The organism is Sphingobacterium faecium (assembly GCF_003054045.1).
Taxonomy (GTDB): Bacteria; Bacteroidota; Bacteroidia; order Sphingobacteriales; family Sphingobacteriaceae; genus Sphingobacterium; species Sphingobacterium faecium.
In genome coordinates this window covers 319567-340656 of record NZ_QBKH01000002.1, presented here as the reverse complement: position 1 = coordinate 340656, position 21090 = coordinate 319567, and the positions used below count along the sequence as shown (strand labels likewise).

Here is a 21090-nt window from a genome sequence, read left to right as displayed (position 1 = left end):
TAGAGATGATGCCTTTATTCATAAACAGGCATGATGAAATAAATAGATTACGTCTTCGCTTCCTTTTGTTTCACAACATAGTATAACGGAATACCCAAAAGGGTAATGATAATACCTGGCCAAGTAAATTGTGGTTTATAAATGACCAATAAAATGATAAACGATAAGCCCATCAAAATATAGATCGCCGGTATAAATGGATAGCCAAATGCTTTATAAGGTCTTGGTACTTCGGGACGTTTATATCTTAACCAAAATATCCCGATGATGCACAACACATAAAAGATGACAACTACACAGGTAATCATATCCAACAAATCCCCATACTTACCTGTCAAACACCATATCGAAGCAATCACTGCCTGCAACCACAAAGCGTAAGCCGGTACTGCATTCTTATTTAGAGTGCCCGTTTTCTTAAAAAACAAGCCATCCTTAGCCATCGAATAATAAATCCGTGCACCAGCCAGAATCAGTCCATTGTTGCATCCAAAAGTGCTGACCATAATCATGATCGCTAAGATGGCGATCCCAACGGGACCGAAAATTTCTTGTGCCACGAGCATCGCCACGCGATCCTTAGGAGCACTGGCCATTTGCTCAATTGTCAATACACCCGTATACATCAAATTGGTTAAAATATAGATCACCGTCACAATCAGGGTCCCTAAAGCCAAACTAAACCCAATGTTGCGCTGTGGATTCTTGATTTCTCCCGCTACAGCAGAAGAGGAATGCCACGAATCGCTGCTGAATAACGCGCCTACTAGTGCTGCAGACATGGCACCAAACGCACCAAACGTAGCATAATCTGCTGTCGATCCATCCACATTTAACCGATGTAGGTTCCACATATGTTCCGAAGACCAATTTTGATTCCACACCTCCAGATCAAAAGCTGCAAAACCAAAAATGACCAATAAGACCAAACTTAAGATCTTGATCAGCGTCAGCACAGTCTGTACCGTTTTCCCATTTTTCACCCCTCCGGTATTGATCAAGGTAAGCAGTAAAATAACAGCGATAGCCAATACTTGAGCAGATGATATATGATAATCTCCGATCACCAGCAGATAAACATCTTCATCCAGCACCGGAAACAAATAAGCCGTAAACTTAGAGAAAGCAACCCCCACAGCTGCAATCGTGGCCGTCTGGATAACCGCAAAAAAAGTCCATCCAAATGTAAAACTGACCACCGGTCCATAGGCCTCTTTCAAATAAACATACTGACCACCAGCTTTCGGAAACATCGCACTAAGTTCGCCATAACTCAAAGCTGCCGCTAAAGTCATAAATCCACAAATCAACCACACGACCATCAGCCAGCCTGCAGAACCTGTATTTCGGGCAATATCTGACGATACAATAAATATACCCGAGCCAATCATACTTCCGGCAACCAGCATCGTGGCGTCCAATAAACCCAGTGACTTTTTGAAATCTTGATTATTTTCTTGACTACTCATAATTTAGGGTTGGATTGCGCTTATTTAAAATTATAAAATTTCCATTTCGCTTGATGGTTAGCTTCAAGCTTCTGGTTGGTCAATATCGCCCTGAGCATCTCCATGGGCAAGTAATTTTCCTTGATCACACGGTTATGAAATTCGGTATAGGACATTTTTCCCGATCCTACCAATTCATCGCTGATACTCAGCAACTGTAAACCACCGATCAAATAAGCCAATTGATATAAAGGATCATACGAACCTTCAAACGATCGCTTCACTTCTCCATGCGCATTTGCAGGCTCATGACCGACCTTGTTGACTAAGTAATCTATGCATTGCTGTGGTGTCCATTCGCCCAAATGAAATTTAATACTAAAGGTAATCCGTGCACAGCGATGCATTCTCCAAAATAACATCCCGATACGTTCTTCCGGAGTCTTTGCAAAACCCATTCTATACAGAAGTAATTCCCAATATAAGGTCCAGCCTTCAGTCCAGAATGGTGTATTGAAATTCTGCTCACGATAAGGCTTATACCTTTTATTCATAAAATACTGTAAATGATGGCCTGGATTAAGTTCGTGCTGAACCGTACCCAATGAAAAGTGTGGGTTATTGCCACGCATGCTCATCATCTTCTGGTCATAAGTCATCGTATTGGTCGGATAGGAAATACTGATCTCACGTCCTCCCGTAAAAAAAGGATTGACCAATTGCCGTTCAGGGGTCATCATAATCATCCCCCAAGTCTCATCCGCCAATTCAGGAATCGCGATGAGATCATGCTGCTTGATAAACGTTTGGGCTCTGTCGTACAGTTCATTGATCAAGTCGGGCTGTCGACCTTCCGGTACATAAGTGTTTTTAACCTTTTCCTGCGCAGCTTTCCAGTCCTCTCCAAATCCCATCTCACGAGAAGCTTTTAATAACTCCGCCACACACCATTCCCATTCCTGATCAGCAATTCGCAAAAGCTCATCCGCATCATAAGCAATCATTTCTTCCCGCAGCTTTTTATTGAGTGCCGCTTTTCCAATAGGCTGGCCTCCGATATGGCTGCCATCATTAAACACTTTCCAGTTGCTCTTCGCTTGCAGAGCAGCTTTGTACTGGATCAGTTTTTCGTTTAATCTTTCGTAAGATTTAGGCACCCACCACGTAAACATCGGGTCATATCCATTATAGAAGTCAAATGAACTTTCCAATCGGGTTCGCAATGATTCGACCATATTGACCAAAAAATTAACATCCGCAGATTCAATCGCTGATCCATTTTCAAGATTCTGCATCGCTTCCTCGACCTGACCGGTTGTTTTTTCTAACACGATGGCGACATCCTTTCCGACAACAGCAGCTCCTCGACGACGTTTCTGTTCAAATTGAAGAATATTTTCAGCAAATGGTAAGTAAGACTTCAGGTGGTTATAAGATGCTAATGATTCTTTGAGCTCTTCCTGATGTCGCTGCACTTTTTGGTTCAACAGAATATAATCAACTTGACCATTGGTATTTAATCGTTTATAATCAAATTTTTTCAGTTTCGCCAAATAATCGTCATCTATCGATACCAGTCGATTGATCTGTTCGGGTGAAGCCGCTGATTGCTGAAACCCCCAATTTTTAGGCATTGGGCCATAAAAATAATTGACAGCCTGCAGGTCATGACGATATTGAATAATATAAGGCTCAATGGGTGTCGTATGTTGGTACAAATCCATATCTTGGGCATTTGTTAGCGAAGAAGCCATACAAAGTACGCCAATGACAATAAATTTCTTTACGTTAGGGTTATTGTTGTTTTTCTTCATCATTTAGGTTTATTATGGTCTATTGGAATCGATCTGGATTAAATCCTGTGATATCCGTTTCTGTGGGTTGATTGGACAATAGAGCCGTGATCGCTTTTCCGTAAGCAGGGCCCAAACTCAATCCCATCATACCACCTCCACCAGCAATGCTAACATTGCTGTATTTTGAAGTTCTGCCCAAATAAGGAAGTCCATCTGGCGAACATGGGCGGTAACCAAACCAAATATCTTGAGGATAGTCGACCTGTAGGTCAGGGAAATATTTCGGGATAGATTCGACGATTCCTTTTACCCGATTGGTATATATTTTATCATTAGCAGGGCCTAATTCCATCGTTCCACTAAAGCGAATCTGATTGTTCATAGGAGTCACTGCTACACGTGCTTCCAACAACAAGGCTGCATGAACCATCTGGCTATTGTCTGTGGTATGGTGCATGAACGAATACCCCTTCCCTGGCATTAACGGCAATTTTAACTGCAATTTAGAAGCTAATGCGGGTAGCGCTGCCCCTCCAGTTACGACTACTTCATCCGCATGAAATGCTCCTTTTGAAGTAACGATTTCGGATACTTTTTTGCCAGAAAACTTGAATCCCGTTACTTCCGTTTGATAGTTAAACTGTACACCATGAGCGAGCAGGTAATCTGTTAATGTTTTCATCAATTTGGGAGGATACAGGATACCATCACATTTATATAAAATACCACCTATTGTATCCATTCGGAGATTAGGCTCTAAGGCCTGGATACCCGCTTGATCAAAAACCTCCACATCCAATCCCAAGTTTTGAGCCTTTTCTGCCAATTCTATTTCTTCATGCGCCACATGATTGGATTTGTAGAGCATCATGATCCCATTCTGCCTCAGTTCGAAATCAAAACCCTCCTGTTGAGCTAGTTGATCATAGTACCGGCTACTCGCAAGATTCAAATCGCGTATAGCCGCTGCATTTCGGTTAACATGTTTTTCGTTGGCATGTTTCAAGAACTTCAGTCCCCAGTCTATCAAGGAGAAATTCAAGGAGGGTCTGACGTAAAATGGACTCTTACTATATAGCATCCATTTTACACCTTGTGCCACGATACCTGGTGCTGCCAATGGGGTAAAATGGCTAGGCACGATCATTCCTGCATTGCCATAGGAACAATTGTCCTGTCCGTCCCCTTTCTCTAAAATTTGAACTTCCCAACCATCCTGTAAGAGGTAATAAGCGGTAGACAATCCTGCAATACCCGCCCCTATGATAGCAACTTTTCCTTTATTATGTGTTGACACGTTGTTTGATATTTTAATAGTAATTACATAACCTGAAATCCTTCTTTATACGGGTCTTCATCATCAATAATGATTTGACTATATCCCGTAATTCTTGCCCAGCCTTCTACCGAAGGAATAATCGCAGGCTGACCCAATATGGTTGTTTCGTCCTCAATACGACCGACAAATTGCGACCCGATATAACTTTCATGCACAAACTCTTCTCCTTTTTTCAACTTCCCTTTGGCATACCACTGTGCCATACGAGCAGAAGTTCCGGTGCCACATGGAGATCTATCCAAGGCATTCTCACCTACCAACACGGCATTGCGTCCCGTAGAATTTGCATGAGTAGGTTTTCCCGTCCATTGAATATGGCTGAGACCATAGATATTTTCATTTTCAGGATGAACAAATTCCGTCTGTTCATTGAGTAAACGGCGAATAATCTTACCGTAATGAATAAGCTGACTAGCCGAGAAATCGCTGATATCTCTAAAATTTTTCTGTGGATCAACGATGGCATAGAAATTTCCACCATAGGCTACATCTGCTACAATCTCTCCCAAATCTGGACACATGACCGTAAGTCCCTCTTTATAAAGAAAAGATTTCACATTGGTTAGCTTCACCGTTTTTACTTTTGGACCTTCTTGCACATAATCGATCAGGATCAATCCTGCAGGTGTTTCCAGACGCAACTTGCCTGGCACTTTCGGGATGACCAACCCCTCTTCAATCGCAATCGTCACTGTACCAATGGTACCATGACCACACATCGGAAGACATCCGCTTGTTTCAATATACAAGACACCAGTATCATTATTTGGATCTGTAGGTGGATAAAGAATACTCCCGCTCATCATATCATGACCACGGGGTTCAAACATCAATCCTTTACGGATCCAGTCATATTCTTCCATAAAATGAAGTCGGCGTTCCATCATCGAATGACCGTTCAATACCGGTCCTCCTCCTGCTACCAACCTAACTGGACAACCACAAGTGTGGGAGTCAATACAAAAAAATGTTTTCTTCATCAATTGCTTTACAAAAATGTCTTAAATACTTGTTTTTGTCGCACTACCATCTACGATTCGTGAAATGCCTAGTGTATTCTCATTTTTCAATTCTTCAGGCAAAAATTCATCTGGCCAATTCTGAAACGATAAAGGGCGTACAAAACGCTTCACCGCATCCGGTCCCACAGAAGTGAAACGAGGATCCGTACAGGAAGGAAATGGACCACCATGCTGCATCGCATATACCACCTCTACTCCTGTTGGCATCCCATTAAATAAGAGTCGACCCGCCTTGTCTTTCACAGCATGGAAAACATCTTGATGCTCCTGTACATCTTCCTTAGTTCCTGCAAACGTAATGGTCAATTGTCCTTTGAGTTGCTGCGCAATTGCCAATACTTCGGCTTCACTCTCCGCTTCCACCAATACCGCAAAAGGGCCAAATACTTCTTCACTCAATACCTGATTTTTCAAAAAGTTGTCCGCTGAAGTGCTGATAATTCGAGCACGACCTTGACCTTGGGCCGCCTCAGTCCCCGATTCGGCGATTACTGAGACCGCTTCTTGGTTACTTAACGTTGTTTTATTTTTTTCAAAATGCTCATAGATACCCGTATTGAGCATAGTGCTCGGTACAATGGCAGCAATTTCTAATGCCAGTGCATTTTTGAAGCGATCTAAGCCATCGCCTTTAACCGCGATAAATACACCTGGATTGGTACAAAACTGTCCTACACCCATGGTGAGCGAAGTCGCGTATTCCTTAGCCAATGCTTCAGCACGCTCTTCCAGCATATGCGTAAAGGCAAACACCGGATTGATACTGCCCATTTCGGCAAATACCGGAATCGGTTCTTCGCGTTGATTGGCGATATCAAACAAAGCTTTCCCGCCCCAATATGATCCTGTGAACCCAACTGCCTTTACAAGAGGGTGCCCCGTGAGATAGGCCCCTATCTTCGTATCTGTTCCTTCGATATTGGCTCCAAGAATATGACTAAACACTCCCTCCGGCCAACCGAAATCTTTGATAACAGCAGCGATGGCCTCGGCCATCATCGTCGAGGTATGGGTATGTCCCGAATGACCTTTGACAATCACCGGACAGCCTGCTCCGATGGCACTTGCGGTATCTCCACCGGCAGTAGAAAAGGCAAATGGAAAGTTACTCGCTCCAAATACAACAACTGGTCCTATTCCTAAATTGAATTTCCGAATATCATTTTTACCAGTTTCACTATTTGCTAAATCGATGCGCGCTTCCGTGTAAATACCTAATGCGACGGCATTGGCATAACTGCGCCACTGCCCTACTGTACGCGCTTTCTCTCCCGTAAGACGGGGCAACGGTAGTGCGGTCTCTGCATGAGCAGTTTCCAACAACTCCGGGCCTAACCCTTCAATTTTATCTGCAACAGCATGCATAAATACGGCACGCTCAGCGATCGTCGTGGATTTCAAAAATTGAAATGCCTCTGCCGCTATGCGAACACGCTCATCTAAAAATACTTGTGATTGATTCATTATATATCGGAATTTTTCTTTACAAAACGAACTGTAGGCGAAAAGTATCCACCAATCGCCTACAGTACCTTAATTATTTTTGATCCGCAGATCTTAATTTAACTGAGGACGATTAGCAATACCATCAGCAATAATCTGATTGATTTTTTCAGCTTCTTGACCCACCAATGGAAGTCGCGGCGCACGTAAGTGAGGCGTACATATCCCTTCGGCAGCTGCAGCCAGCTTAATATATTGAATGAGCTTAGGGTGAATATCCAATTCTAACAAAGGCATAAACCAACGATAGATGTCCAAAGCTTTATCGTATTCGCCATTTACCGCATGGTTATACATCGCAACCGTCTCCTTTGGAAAAGCGTCTACTAAACCAAAAACCCATCCATCTGCACCGACAACTAAAGCTTCCAAAGAGATGGTATCTACACCACCTAAGATATGAAATCTATCGCCAAATTTATTTTTCATTCGGGTGATATTTGTCAAATCGCGCGTGGACTCCTTAACCGCCACAATCGTTGGACAATCTTTCAATTCATCAAACATATCTGTCGACACAAAAATCGAATAATCCACTGGATTGTTATAGATCAAAATAGGCAAGTCTGTCGCATTCGCTACCGCTTTAAAATAAGTAACTACTTCACGATCATCAGCTTTATAGCGCATTGGAGGTAATAACATCAAGCCATCTGCCCCTAATTCTTTAGCTTTAACTGCAAAATTAATGGCATTTTTAGTTGTATTTTCTGCGATATTCAAGATAACGGGAATACGGCCTGCAATAACCTGAATGGCGTAAGTCAATAATTCAAATTTTTCATCTGTATCCAACACCGCTGCATCACCCAATGATCCTGCAATGATAATACCATGTACCCCTGCTTTGATCTGAGCTTCTGTATTTTTAGCAAACATATCAAAGTCAATCTCACCATTCTCCTTGAAGGGGGTCAGCACTGCCGGATATACGCCCTTCCAATTTAATTCAGCCATAGTTATTCTTTACTTAATTAATTTATAATTTTCTTTATCAAAGAAAGCAACTATTAAACAACTAAACTAACCGCCTTTTAATCATTACTTATTGGATATTAACCTTCACCATCTATTCATAGAGCAAATGTTTATAATTAGCCACATACATCTTTGGAGATATCCCCAGAATGCTTCTAAAAACCCGATTAAAATTGGTGATACTATTAAATCCGGAATGATAAGCTACGATGGAAATGCAGTCATAGTCTTGCCCCCCCAGTAGGCGACAAGCTTCTCTTACCCGCAATTCATTCAAATAAGACACAAAAGTCTTACCCGTACTTTTCTTGAAATAACGGCAAAAAGCTTGTGGAGTCAGATTTGCTCTTTCGGCGATTTCATTTAAGCCGATATTCTCCTTATAGTTATTTTCAAGAAAATCACATAAGGCCGTAATCCGAAAAGAACCGCCCGTACCAAAATCAACAGAAGTGACACCCGAAAGCGGTTTAAGTTTGAGGGAAAGTCGATTCAAAGATTTCAATAAATAAAAAAAACTTACAAGCTGACCTAAGCTATCGGAGTTCTTAAGCGCCTCTATCCTTCTACTGATCTGTGCCAAATGTATTTTAGGAACTTTAAAACCGCGACCATTTTTATCTATAAAATCCAACAGCATCCTTAACTCGGGCATATTCAAAATCGCGGACAAGGATCCTTTTACATTAAAGAAAACAGAAACCGATTGCACATACCCAACCCTAAAATCATTCTTAAAGACATGGGCTTGATTTGACCCCAGCAGGAAAATATCTCCGCGCTCAAAATCATGGACATGATCATCGACCAATAACTGTCCATTGCCTTCCTTAATCCAAATTAATTGATACTCCTCATGACAATGCATATGGGGATAAAACTTATCCAAAAAATCCTCCTGAATAAAAACGGTCCTGTCCTTGGGAACAGGAACTCGGTATTGAATTGGTTTCATAAATAGAATGGTTTTTCGATTAATGTCATTAGTACATTAAATTTAGGATTTAGCCGTTCACAAAGCAAATATTTATCAACTTATATCAATAACATGGTATATTCGGTTAAAATGTGGTAATTAAAAAAGGACTTAATAAGTCAAATTTGTAATCGTTGCACTTGATTATGTATGGAAACATGATAATCTCTAAATCTTACCAAATGAATTTAAAGAAAAGTTGTTACCTCCTATTGACCTTATTCTATATACATCCCGCATTTAGCCAACAGGATGAACATCCCGTATGGAAGGCGACCAAAAGCCAGCCGGCGACGTTGGGTATCGAGCAGGGGGCCAAAAGCTTTGCACTGGACCAATTGAAGGTCAAGATTCTCAACGCCTCCCAAACGTTATCCGCCTTTCAACAAGTAAACGGAGATGTCGCTTTCGACTATACACCTGTTGAACTATTAGCGAAACGGGACCGCAACAATTTTTTTCATATCGGCGATATCAACATCCGCCTGAAACGTGACGGAGAAACGAAATGGTCCAGCTATTCGTCTGCCAAAGACCGTAAAAAAGTGATCGAAATTGCGCCTTCTAAAACTACTTTAGCCGCCGCAGATATAACCCCAACACTGGAAAATATACCCTTAAAAGTAGTGCGTAGCTGGGAGAATGTCAAGGGCGATCTCATCTTGAAATTTCAAATCAGCAATCCTACTGATCAAGCTATTGAGATCGGATCTTTGGGCATACCCCTTCCCTTCAACAACAATATGGATTGGAAAAACCTGAATCAAGCCCATGCTCAAAATGTATTTTTCGATCCTTATATTGGTCAAGATGCAGGCTATATGCAGGTCAACCACTTACATGGAAACGGTCCAAGCTTATTAGTACTTCCTTACACGAATGCAGGATTTGAGGCCTACAACCCGCTTAACAGTGATCCTACACCAAAAAGTATTACTTTTGAAGGTTTCCATGAATGGATGATCCACAGCAAGGCACTTGCAGAAACCGAGTGGAAAGGGGTGGAACAATGGAACACACCGACTTCTACTGTTTTGAAGCCAAAAGAATCCAAAACGTTTGCCCTTAAGTTTGTGCTTTCGCCCAGTATCAAAGAAATTGAAAATACGCTTTTAAAAAATAAAAGACCCGTGGCTATTGGTGCTCCTGGATATGTCGTTCCTTTAGATAATCCGGTCAAACTTTTTATCAAACATGATCAAGCCATTACAGATATTTCGGTTTACCCAGAGGGGGCATTAACCGTTTCTAAACAGCAAGATACCCCACACAAATGGCATCAATATGAAGTAAAAGGCCAACAATGGGGACGGGCACGATTGACCATCACCTATCAGGATGGCACCAAACAAACGATCCAATATAAAGTCATCAAATCCGAAAAAGATGTCGTCAATGACCTTGGGCATTTCCTGACCACGGCCCAATGGTATGAAAATGATCAAGACCGCTTTGGGAGATCTCCATCTGTTATGACCTACGATTACGAGGACAAAAAACTCGTCACCCAAGAACAACGCGCTTGGTATGCTGGATTAAGTGATGAAGCAGGAGCGGCTAGCTGGCTAGCTGCGATCATGAAACAGGTCTTACAACCCAATCCTACGGAAATCAACAAACTCAAACGCTTTGTCAACGAAACGATGTATGGTCGTATCCAGCACAAGGACGGTGATCAAAAATATGGCGTTGTTAAAAGTTTATTTTACTACGAACCAGACTCCCTGCCAGCAGATACTTACGATGCCAACATCAATTGGAAGGTGTGGTCAGCATGGCCGAAAAAAGAAGCGGACAACATCGGCCGTTCCTACAACTACCCCCATGTTGCAGCGGCACATTGGGTCATGTATCGACTGGCTCGTGACTATCGTAATCTTGTACAAGAGGAAAGCTGGGATGTTTATTTAGATCGGGCTTTTCAAACCAGCATGGCCATGATCGAAAAAGCACCTTATTACGCTCAATTTGGACAGATGGAGGGTAGTATATTTTTACTGATCCTTCATGATCTGCGTCGAGAAGGACTAACCGATGCCGCTAATAAGCTGGAAGCCGCGATGCGCAAACGTGCAGAACACTGGAAAAGCCTTGATTATCCATTTGGAAGTGAAATGCCGTGGGATTCTACCGGACAAGAGGAGGTATATTTATGGTCACGCTACTTTGGTTTCGACGATAAAACTCAAGTCACCTTAAATGCAATTTTGGCTTATATGCCAACAGTACCTCACTGGGGGTACAACGGTAGTGCCCGCCGTTATTGGGATTTTGTATATGGCGGAAAACTATCCCGCATCGAGCGTCAACTTCATCATTATGGATCGGCACTCAACGCTATCCCTGTACTGACCGAATACCGTGACCACCCCGACGATTTCTATCTTCTTCGTGTCGGTCATGCCGGTATGATGGGTGCACTGGCCAATGTTACTGCAGATGGTTTTGGCCCTGCAGCCTTCCACTCCTATCCTTCGACATTAGCCAATGATGGTATATCGGGCGATTATGGTACCGGATTTTATGGTTATGCGGTCAATTCAGGCACTTATATTATCCAACACCCTGAGTTCGGTTGGCTGGCATTTAGTGGCCATCTTAAAGCCACTAAAAACAACATTGAGGTCGCGATCACAACCGCTTCCAAAGGCCGTGTTTTTCTGGCTAAAGAGCATCTCTGGCTGACTACGGATGCCGGAGAAATCGAAAGCCTCCGCTATAACCAAAAAGATAAAACTGTGGTGTTAAGTTTTAATACCAGTCAATCGGACAAGGTGCCAAATATCTTGCTGAATATCAATCCCGAGAGTGGCTATGTGATTAAAGGACTCCAAAAAGATCCATTCAATCGTTACACCATACCGGCTTCTACCACTAGCGTGACACTGGTAAAAACAAAGTAACATCGGTCAAGCAATTTTTATTTCGAACACAACTCTTCCTACAACCATATACTGTGGTTAGCTTAGGCTAACCACAGTTTTAATCGATCAATCCAGACTACCGTGTATGCTGTAATGGATGAGGATCTGTGTAAAAAGCACATTATATTTAGCTTGAATCCATTCACTTTCGACCGCTAAAAGATTGGATCGCGACACATGCAGATCATAGATACTGATGCGCCCTGCTTCATAACTTTTTAAACTGACGGCAAAAGCTTTCTTACTCATCTCCGTTATTTGGCTTAGCGAAACATATTGATTTTCAAAGTTAGCCAGATCCAATAAATACTTCTCGAGATCTTGCTTGATTGTCTCTTTCTCCAACTCCAGCTGTGTCAGGTTTTCCTGAAGCTGAATTTGATTTTTCTGAAGGGCATTTTTGATCGCGTGTTTATTAAAAATGGGAAAATTGATACTCAATCCAATCTGTTGGGAAAAATTGCCCTGAAATTGCCTAAATAAAGGAATATTGCCGATTCTGCTGGTTAAATTGTTAAAATAAAAACTGCCTAATGCGAGACTGACATCTACAGTAGGATACCGTTGTGCTGCTATCGATTTTTTATCAAAGAGCAGCGACTCATTCAAAAAGTTATACTTTTTGAGGATCGGATGTGTATCCAAAGAACGATTAAAAATAGCGGATTTATCTTGAATCTGAAATGTTTCCAAAAATGGAAAATCCAATTGGTCCCCTACGGTAAGCTCCACATCAATGCCTAGTCCCATGGCTTGTTTCAACTCCAGGATCGCCTTATCTTCTGCATAGTGCGCCTGTGCGCTTTTTTCTTTTTCTCGGGCATAATTTGCTTCTGCTTCGTAAAGTATGGTTAAAGATGTTGCTCCCAACTCATTCGATTTCCGCACTTTTTGAAGCTGATTCTCAGCAAATACCAATGCCGTATCTTTGGCATGACTGATCTCCCGTTGCAACATGGTATTCAAAAAATGCTGCATCACGCGAATGGTAATCTCCCGCTTCAATACCGCAAGATCCTCCTGACCCGCTGCCAGCAACAACTCTTCTTTCTTGATGGTATGCTTGATTTTCCCATGATTGAAAATAGAATAATTGGAAGAAAAACCCAATGTCCCGTTGAAGTTATCATTGCGCGCCGCATTACCAAAGATATCCTGTGACTGACCAAAATTGGTGTATACATTGGTATAGCCATTCAGGTTGGGCAAGCGCTCATTTTTAGCTGTGCGGATATCCACTTCTTTACTCTTTAATCCCCATTCACTTTTATCTAGCGATCGGTTTTTATCTAACGCAATGGCAATACATTTTTTTAGATCCCAGGTTTCTTGCGCCCATACCTGCTGCACACCCAGGCAGAGCAGGCAGATCAAATAGATAAAAGGACGAACAATAGGCATCATGATTGGTCTTGATATTTAAGTAAACTTCTCAATTGATGTAGGATACGCTGTGCCAAAGTCAGCTCTTCCGTGACAATATCTGCATTTCCGCTGAGCTCCTTATCAAAATGAATGGTTTTGTGATAAGACGTTTTCAAGCCCTCAGGCAAACGTACTTCGATGTAATATTTCTTGTCGTTATCCTGAAGGAGCGCGATGGATTTGATCTCCCCTTTTATGATCCCATACTCTTGATGTTTAAAATTATCCAGCTTGATCAATACTTTTTGTTTTTCTTTAATTTTACCCTGGTTTTGAGCTCCGATATACATCTGACCGATGGCATTTTGCCTGTTATCAGGAAGAATGCTCAACAAGGTAGTCCCGGTCTTGACAAACTGATTTTCCCCTAAAAACTGGTTGTAGCTCAGCGTTCCATCAATAGAAGCATACATGAGGTGATCGCGTTCCCATTGTCGGATCGATTTACGAAGTTTCTCCAACAGCAATATAGAAGCCGATGAATAACTTGTTTTCTCTTTCATAAAGTTGATGTCAGCCCCTGTTTTTACTTTGTTAAAATTGAGGATTGCCTCCTCCACTTGCGCTAAAGAGATCTGGACATTCTTATAGTTTTTTTGTGCTTCTAATAATTTCAGCTTCTCATTTTCCAATTCCAAAGTAGAAATCACCCCCTCTTGGTGTAGTTGATCAGATCGTTTATAATTTTTTTCCGTCAACTGGAGTTTGCTGGACTCCAGAATATGCTGTTGCTTGAGGTTTTCCAAACGCTCGCGATAGTCAGCAATACTTTTGACAGCTGTCATTTCTTCGGTTGCATAAGGTTTGAGCTGTTGAAAGAGCAGTTCATCCTGTAAAGCCTTAGCAAAAACATTATAATCCTCCTGCACTTCTCCTAAATTAAATCGAGACACCTCCTGTAATGGGAAATCGGCGAGATTCTGTGCAGAAAACGAGTCTACATAGCTTTTGAGCCGCAACATATCGGCATGATTAGCTGTCGATTCCAAGATCATTAAAAGCTGTCCTTTTTTAACCTCCTGATGATCTTGGACCAATATTTTTTCAATTCGAGTATTGATGCGTACTTCAATTTTTTCAGAAGGATTCTGCGAAGTGATCACAATTGTTGAGGTGATAAATTCAGGATATTTTATGATACAGGCTAATGCAAAAAAGAGAACGATAACCCCCAATATAACTAGACTCCCCCAACGGATCAACCAGTTGGGCGGTGTCTCCAGGACTTCTTGCACCTGTTCAGAACGGAGCTGAATATCGTCTAATATGTTTTTTTTAGTTTCCAAGTTCCAATTGATTTTTAACCAAACGATAATATTCTCCCCGCAGAGCGACTAGCTCATCATGGGTACCTTCTTCGACTACAAGCCCTTTGTCCAGTACGATAATCTTATCTGCTCTTTTTACCGTAGATAGACGATGTGCAATAATCACTGCCGTACGACCTTTCAAAAAGTGATTGAGATGGTCGGTAATTATTTTTTCTGTATTGGCATCTAGGGCACTTGTTGCTTCGTCAAAAAAAACATATTGCGGCAATTTATACACAGCACGTGCGATCAACATCCGTTGCCGCTGACCACCGCTAATCCCCAGCCCTTCGTAACCGATCTTGGTATTATAACTCAAGGGCAATCCTTCGATAAAATCTTTGATATGTGCGATTTCTACTGCATGATTTAATTTGACCTTATCCACCACATCACTGCCCAGTGCGATATTGTTGGCGATACTTTCATTGAAGATATATCCATCTTGCATCACGACTCCACAGACATCACGCCACATCCGCGGCGATATATTGCGAATATTGGCTTGCGCAATCTTGATATCTCCTTCGTAGTCGGAATAAAACTGCGTCAATAATTTTAAAAGCGTGGTCTTCCCGCTGCCGCTTGCACCGACGATTGCGGTTGTCTTTTCATAAGGAATAACCAGATTCAGATTTTCAAATACAAATGGTGTCGTTCCTCTATAGCGAAAGGAAAGATTGGAGACCACAATATCTTTTCGTGGTATTTCGGACAGATAAGTCGTATCGATGGATTCTTCGTCATCTTTTTCATGAATTTCATTCAAGCGCTCCAGCGCAATCTTGGCATCTTGTGACTGTCTGACAAAATTCATCAATTGGAGCAAAGGACTATTGAGTTGTCCGATGATATACTGCACCGACAACATCATCCCTAAGGAAAGCTGCCCTTCCACCACTAAACTCGCGGCAACAAAGCTGATCAGAATATCCTTCAACTGATTGATGATATTCCCACCGATCGTCTGGATCTGTTCCAATTTCAATGCTTTAATTTTGATGCGGAATACTTTGATCTGAATGCCTTCCCACTGCCATCGCTTATTGGTTTCGGCATTGTTCATTTTAATCTCCTGCATACCATTGATCAACTCCATCACCTGTCCTTGCTCTTCGGCCAATTGTGCGAATTGTTTATAATCCAGCTCTCGTCTTTTTTTAAGGAAAAAGCTAATCCATCCGATATACAAAATAGCACCGATGAGATACAGGACAAAAAGCTTGTAATTGTAAATCAGTAATACCACCCCAAAAACCAGAAAATTGATGACTGAAAAAACAGTCTGCAAGGAGCTGGTCGTGAGTAATTGTTCAATACGCGCATGATCCGCGATGCGCTGCATGATATCCGCAGTCACTTTAGAATCAAAAAAGCTAATGGGCAGACGCATGAGCTTGATAAAAAAATCGGATACGATCGAGATATTGATACGCGAAGAAAGGTGGAGCAAGATCCAGCCGCGAATCACATCGATACCCATCTGACCGAGATAAAGCATGACCTGAGCCAATAATATCAGGTAGATAAAGTGGATATCCTGATTTTGGATACCAATATCAACGATACTTTGTGTGAGAAATGGAAAAGCAAGGGAAAGTAAACTACCCGCTATTAATCCAAAACCGAGCTGAAGAATAAACTTTTTATACTTGACCAAATAATGGCGCAGATACTGATAAATAGAAAATCCCTTATCCTTGATCTCTATCTGCATATCGAAACGGGCCGTTGTTTCGAGCACCAATACAATACCCTCTTCCGTCGTGTCCGTAGCTCCCTTTCCGATCCAGTTATGGATAAATTCCTCTTGCGAATAGCTGATCAATCCATAGCTAGGGTCCGAGACGTGTACTTTAAACCCATTTTTTCTTTTTTCGATTTTGTGTACTACAACAAAATGCTGCTTCATCCAAAAGACAATACAAGGCAAAGGCACATCTTCTTCAAGCGTTTTAAAATCAATCTTTACGGAAAGTGTTTTAAAACCTATGGTTTCAGCGGCCCTACTCAATCCTAATAATGTCGCACCCTCACGTGTCGTTTCGGATAAATCACGAAGCATCTGTAATGGTAAGACCTTGCCATAGTATTTACTGATGATACGAAGACAGGTGGGGCCACAGTCTTTAGAATCCGGTTGTTTATAAAATGGAAATCTTGCCATAGCGATTTAATCTAATGCTTTTGTTTCCAGCCCATAATAGGCGATAGCCTGTTGTTTAAGCGGATTTGTTGACCAGTCTTCCCAAACATTGGCATAAGGATCATAACCACATTTTAAAGGCTTAGCATAAGGATCCGCAGGATCTTCCACATATGCCCTGCAATCGGTGCATACATATCTAAATTCACAATCCCGACAGACAGCGATATCATCTTTTTTCGTAAACCAATGCTCTTTAAACGCAGGATCAGCCAATACAGCATCCAATTGAGCGTCGTTAATATGTCCAAAACTACGGGACAGAGAGGGACAATTTTTAATGTAGCCGTTTCGATCGATCGACAATTTACGGTTGAGGCAGGTATTGTACTGTTGGCTCTCAGTAAAAAGTTCGACGTTGGTCATAAAATAAGCCGGTTGTATATTGCCACATTGCAAACAAGAATCTAATACTGCCTGACTATAGATTAAAGAAACTGTATCGCCAAAAAATTTAAAAACCTGATCTTTTGGAGCAGTATGGAGCATGATCTGATGGACACGTAAATACTGATCCACTAATTTTCCCAAGACCGATTCTGTACACCAGACGGACCACTTTAAAATGATTTTAATGGAGGTCAAAGTACTGGCATCGAATAGGGCTAAAAATGAAGTTAATTTTTCAAACGTAATCTCGTTATAGCATCTGATTTCCAAAGCACTTAAATTCAACTGAATCAACTGTTGTATAAACCCGGATTCATAAGGGAGCGCTTGATCCAGTTCAATGATCACATTGGTGATGGGCGAAAAAGCATCCCATTCCATAGATAATGGCACTAATTCGGGCATGATCTGATCATCCAAAAAACCCAGATCATTTTTGATCATAAACTGAATATAGGAGTTGATGGTCGACTTATTGCTGATGCCAAATTCGGTATAACATGCTTCCACAGGATGCTTACTCAAGTAATCCAGTACTGCTGCCATATCGTTTGGGATATGGAAGTATTTTCGCATCTGTAGATCGCAGATCAACGACATCCCATTTCCCCTAACGAGTTTGCAGTTTGAAAATACATTTAAATAAGGCATATGCTATAATTTTGAAATGGGTTTATAATAATTCACCAACAGGGATCCTTTCGAATTAATTTGCTGTACCGCATCCATTTTTAAGACCCCCTTCTCGGCCACACTGTTATCCTTTTCTAAAAAATAGATGGAAAGGGGCAGACCGTCCATTTTTTTCAATTTTTTTACAAATCTATTTTTCATATATCATCCATTGTTTTACCTGAACTTAAAGCTCGGATCATCCTGATAGGCTACTTCATTCGAATGCTTACTTAAATCCAGGTCGATTTCTTCTGAAATTTTATCTTTAAAGCGTAATGCCATTTCTTTTTCTAAATAGTAATTACAAGGATAAGAGACCATCCCAAACTGACCTTCTGGATTTATTTCCAAAAAGATATACTCCCCTGAAGGTGTTAAAATCATATCGATCGATCCTGTTTGAAATTCCAGATCCTCCATCAGCGCACGCAATTGCAGTTCAATGCCTATAGGCAACTGATAAGGTACGGTACGATTTGGACGTACATGATCATAGTTTCTAAAATCATCCTGTGTCTTTTTATTGTTCTGAGAATAAATAGCCATACTGTAAAACTTTCCAAAAAGATAAAAGATACGCAACTCCATCTTTTTGACGATATGCTGCTGCACAAGCGATGGAAAAAAACGCTCAGGGACATAGCGGATATTTTTGGCATTTACAACCTTGGTCAACATATTAAAATGATCACCATCAATCGTATCAAAAAAGATGACCTCACTGAAGGGTTTAACAATTAGCTGTTCATATTTTTCCAATAACGCTGCAACAGCAATACGGCTGGTGACCATCTCGGTAAAAGGAATCGTCAAGCCATGCTTTTCTGCAAGCTTGAGTACTTGCAGTTTATTCAGCGTAGTGACTGTAAATGGGTTATTGATCCATTTTTTAAGCGATATCTTATGGAAGATATAAGCATGTAAAGCTTTGAATTCATCATTTAAGAATTTCTTTACGGCAGTATTGGCTTCATGATTATCTTGTTTAAAGGTCAAATCAACATCCGTAAACTGAGCGACTCTCCTCCTGTACCAGGCTATACTAAATTCTTGATCATCAGGAATTTCAACCAAACTATTAAGCGCAAATAGATCTTCTCCATTGAAGCGGAGAAAGGGTATCTTATAGTATAATAACCATTTACAGAGATAATCTGTAGAACTCTCTAAGCTCGCTTGACTTAATATTAATATACCACTCATTTAAACTGATTAATCCTGATTATTTCCATAAAATAACACAGGTGGTGCATACATCTTGAACACGTGAAAATAAGATATCAATACTATAATAACGGGCACTATTGATATTCGTCCACAGCGAACCAATATCCGAAAGGGAAGTACATATTTTTGAGTATATGCAGGATATGGGATAAGCGATAAAAAGACTTCATTTTTGAATCAGTTATTCAAAAAATGAAGTCTTTTAAAGGGTAAAGCCCGATCATTAGCCAAATCATTCAGCATAATGGATGAACTGAACGTATGAATGCCTACCTATCGCATTCATCCATCTGATCGAGCTAAAGAGTTTAATGCTTAGTTTACATCAGGGGAATGGTCACATGAATAGTGCTCCTTGAATTTACCTTTTGTTGGTCTATGTTCTGTTGTAGGAACACTACCGCTATCATCCAAAGAGAAATCAACAAATATTCCTGCACCACCTTGAATAGTTTCAGTTTGTTTGATTTTTTTGGAATTTAATTTTTCTAACTTTTTCATTCTCAATTTCTTTTAACTTGGTTAATAAAAAAAATAAAAATTACTTGTTCTAAAATAAACCTATCGGTTCAATTATTTACTCACATCTGGAGTGTGATCACAAGTATAATGCTCCCTCAATTGTCCTTTTGTTGGTCTGTGCTCTGTTGTCGGCACACCACCAGCACCCGTATCTGCTACTGCAAAATCAGATGTAAAAGCGAGTTTACCACCCAAAACCTGTTCAATGTGCTCGATTCTTTTTGCGTTTAATTTTTCTAGCTTTTTCATAAATGTGTTTTTTATTAATGTGTATAAATATGAACTTAACAAGCTGAAACAAGAGCATCCTATACCGTCGTCCATTTTTGCTATGCGAACAAATGAGTTGCGCATATTATTTCAGACTTTGAATGCCCTATTTCACTAATTTCATTGCCTACAGCGATAGCGCTTTTCAGATTTGCTACCCCCTCGTCAATAAAACTTACATAAATATCGGACTTGGAAATTAAACTTTTAGCTCCGATATAAATCCGATAAGTACGCATCAATAAACGTGGCTCTTCTTAAAATATTTGACACATAGAAACACATTATAGAATATTTTTGCTACTAAAACCTCAAAGAAACAGCGGATTAGCTTAAGGTATCAATATATTGCGCAATGATATCTCTTTTCCGGTTGGAAACCGGAATCAGCTTACCATCCTGCATCTCCAACTGTCCATCCTTATAATACTTATGGATATAATGCGTGTTGATCAGATAAGATTGATGACATCTGATAAATTGCGATTCGGGTAGCATACCTTCAAAATGCTTCAGTACTTTTGATACCAATAGATGATCCCCGCTGCGCATAAAAAAAGTGGTATAACCTTTATCTCCTAGGCAATAGACGATATCGTCGATATTGATGATCTGGGTAAACTCAAATGTTTTTAAAGCAATTTTCTGTGGTATCGCCGGAGTTTTCATATGTCGATCTGCCATGAGCAATTGGTTTTGATTAAACTTAAACTCTTGGGTTTTATCAAAACATTTCTGTATGGTTTCAGTCAGGCAAATGGCATCGATCGGTTTGGTGAGGTAGCCTATAGCACCAATATTTAAGGCTTCGATGGCGTATTGGCTGTAAGCAGTAATAAATAAAAGATGTACATCCAGATTCAATCGGGACAGTAACTCAAAACTGACCCCATCCTTTAACTGGATATCTGCCAGAATCAAATTAGGGGATTTTTCATAAATTTCCTGCTCAGCCTTTGCCATTTCACCCGAATGTCCAACAATACGAACATATGGAATTTCATCTAAAATAGACCAGATATATTTTACAATATTCAACTCATCCTCAAGGATATAAACATTTAGCATAGCCATAATAA

General features: G+C 40.8%; 17 protein-coding genes. 1 reads left to right on the top strand and 16 read right to left on the bottom strand.

The annotated features are described in order from the left end of the window. Nucleotides 1-47: 47 nt before the first annotated feature. From C8N37_RS05885 to C8N37_RS05855, 7 genes are all read right to left on the bottom strand, one after another. Entirely contained in the window at nt 48-1469 is a 1422-nt protein-coding gene (locus tag C8N37_RS05885; RefSeq protein ID WP_108158046.1) for an APC family permease, read from the bottom strand. Between the two features lie 20 nt (nt 1470-1489). Beyond that, nucleotides 1490-3265 carry a DUF885 family protein gene (locus C8N37_RS05880; protein ID WP_211322205.1) on the bottom strand — a complete coding sequence of 592 codons (1776 nt, stop codon included), beginning with the start codon at nt 3263-3265 and terminating at the stop codon, nt 1490-1492. 16 nt (nt 3266-3281) lie between these two features. After that, nucleotides 3282-4541 (bottom strand): NAD(P)/FAD-dependent oxidoreductase, encoded by a 1260-nt coding sequence (locus tag C8N37_RS05875; RefSeq protein ID WP_108158044.1) that lies wholly within the window; start codon nt 4539-4541, stop codon nt 3282-3284. A gap of 23 nt (nt 4542-4564) precedes the next feature. Then, nucleotides 4565-5563, bottom strand: coding sequence for a 4-hydroxyproline epimerase (locus tag C8N37_RS05870; RefSeq protein ID WP_108158043.1), 999 nt, complete (start codon nt 5561-5563; stop codon nt 4565-4567). A gap of 21 nt (nt 5564-5584) precedes the next feature. Beyond that, nucleotides 5585-7069: an aldehyde dehydrogenase (NADP(+)) gene (locus C8N37_RS05865; protein ID WP_108158042.1), complete on the bottom strand. Its 1485-nt coding sequence runs from the start codon at nt 7067-7069 to the stop codon at nt 5585-5587. Between the two features lie 93 nt (nt 7070-7162). After that, on the bottom strand, nt 7163-8065 hold the full coding sequence (locus C8N37_RS05860) for a dihydrodipicolinate synthase family protein (protein WP_108158041.1): 903 nt from the start codon (nt 8063-8065) through the stop codon (nt 7163-7165). 112 nt (nt 8066-8177) lie between these two features. Next, nucleotides 8178-9041 (bottom strand): AraC family transcriptional regulator, encoded by an 864-nt coding sequence (locus tag C8N37_RS05855; RefSeq protein ID WP_108158040.1) that lies wholly within the window; start codon nt 9039-9041, stop codon nt 8178-8180. Nucleotides 9042-9220: 179 nt separating this feature from the next. Between C8N37_RS05855 and C8N37_RS05850 the strand changes: the two genes are divergently transcribed. Next, nucleotides 9221-11965, top strand: coding sequence for a DUF5695 domain-containing protein (locus C8N37_RS05850; protein WP_146171020.1), 2745 nt, complete (start codon nt 9221-9223; stop codon nt 11963-11965). Between the two features lie 87 nt (nt 11966-12052). On the opposite strand, the gene C8N37_RS05845 is transcribed toward C8N37_RS05850, so the two are convergent. The 9 genes from C8N37_RS05845 to C8N37_RS05800 form a co-directional block, all read right to left on the bottom strand. Next, nucleotides 12053-13390, bottom strand: a complete 1338-nt coding sequence (locus C8N37_RS05845) for a TolC family protein (RefSeq protein WP_108158038.1) — start codon at nt 13388-13390, stop codon at nt 12053-12055. Beyond that, nucleotides 13387-14697: an HlyD family secretion protein gene (locus C8N37_RS05840; protein ID WP_108158037.1), complete on the bottom strand. Its 1311-nt coding sequence runs from the start codon at nt 14695-14697 to the stop codon at nt 13387-13389. Before C8N37_RS05840 ends, C8N37_RS05845 begins: the two co-directional genes overlap by 4 nt. Continuing rightward, nucleotides 14687-16888 carry a peptidase domain-containing ABC transporter gene (locus C8N37_RS05835; protein WP_108158036.1) on the bottom strand — a complete coding sequence of 734 codons (2202 nt, stop codon included), beginning with the start codon at nt 16886-16888 and terminating at the stop codon, nt 14687-14689. The genes C8N37_RS05840 and C8N37_RS05835 overlap by 11 nt, the downstream gene beginning before the upstream one ends. Nucleotides 16889-16894: 6 nt before the next feature. Further along, a complete protein-coding gene (gene gwsS, locus C8N37_RS05830; RefSeq protein WP_108158035.1) occupies nt 16895-17968 on the bottom strand; it encodes a grasp-with-spasm system SPASM domain peptide maturase in 1074 nt (357 codons plus the stop codon). A gap of 3 nt (nt 17969-17971) precedes the next feature. After that, nucleotides 17972-18151 carry a hypothetical protein gene (locus C8N37_RS05825; protein WP_094773118.1) on the bottom strand — a complete coding sequence of 60 codons (180 nt, stop codon included), beginning with the start codon at nt 18149-18151 and terminating at the stop codon, nt 17972-17974. Nucleotides 18152-18166: 15 nt separating this feature from the next. Beyond that, entirely contained in the window at nt 18167-19195 is a 1029-nt protein-coding gene (gene gwsG, locus C8N37_RS05820) for a grasp-with-spasm system ATP-grasp peptide maturase (protein WP_108158034.1), read from the bottom strand. A 339-nt stretch (nt 19196-19534) separates the two neighbouring features. Next, nucleotides 19535-19720 (bottom strand): hypothetical protein, encoded by a 186-nt coding sequence (locus C8N37_RS05815; RefSeq protein ID WP_108158033.1) that lies wholly within the window; start codon nt 19718-19720, stop codon nt 19535-19537. Nucleotides 19721-19792: 72 nt separating this feature from the next. Continuing rightward, the gene (locus C8N37_RS05810) at nt 19793-19990 is read right to left on the bottom strand and encodes a hypothetical protein (protein WP_108158032.1); all 198 of its coding nucleotides are present in this window, start codon (nt 19988-19990) and stop codon (nt 19793-19795) included. Nucleotides 19991-20338: 348 nt separating this feature from the next. Then, nucleotides 20339-21085 (bottom strand): LytR/AlgR family response regulator transcription factor, encoded by a 747-nt coding sequence (locus C8N37_RS05800; RefSeq protein ID WP_244914349.1) that lies wholly within the window; start codon nt 21083-21085, stop codon nt 20339-20341. Nucleotides 21086-21090 lie beyond the last annotated feature (5 nt).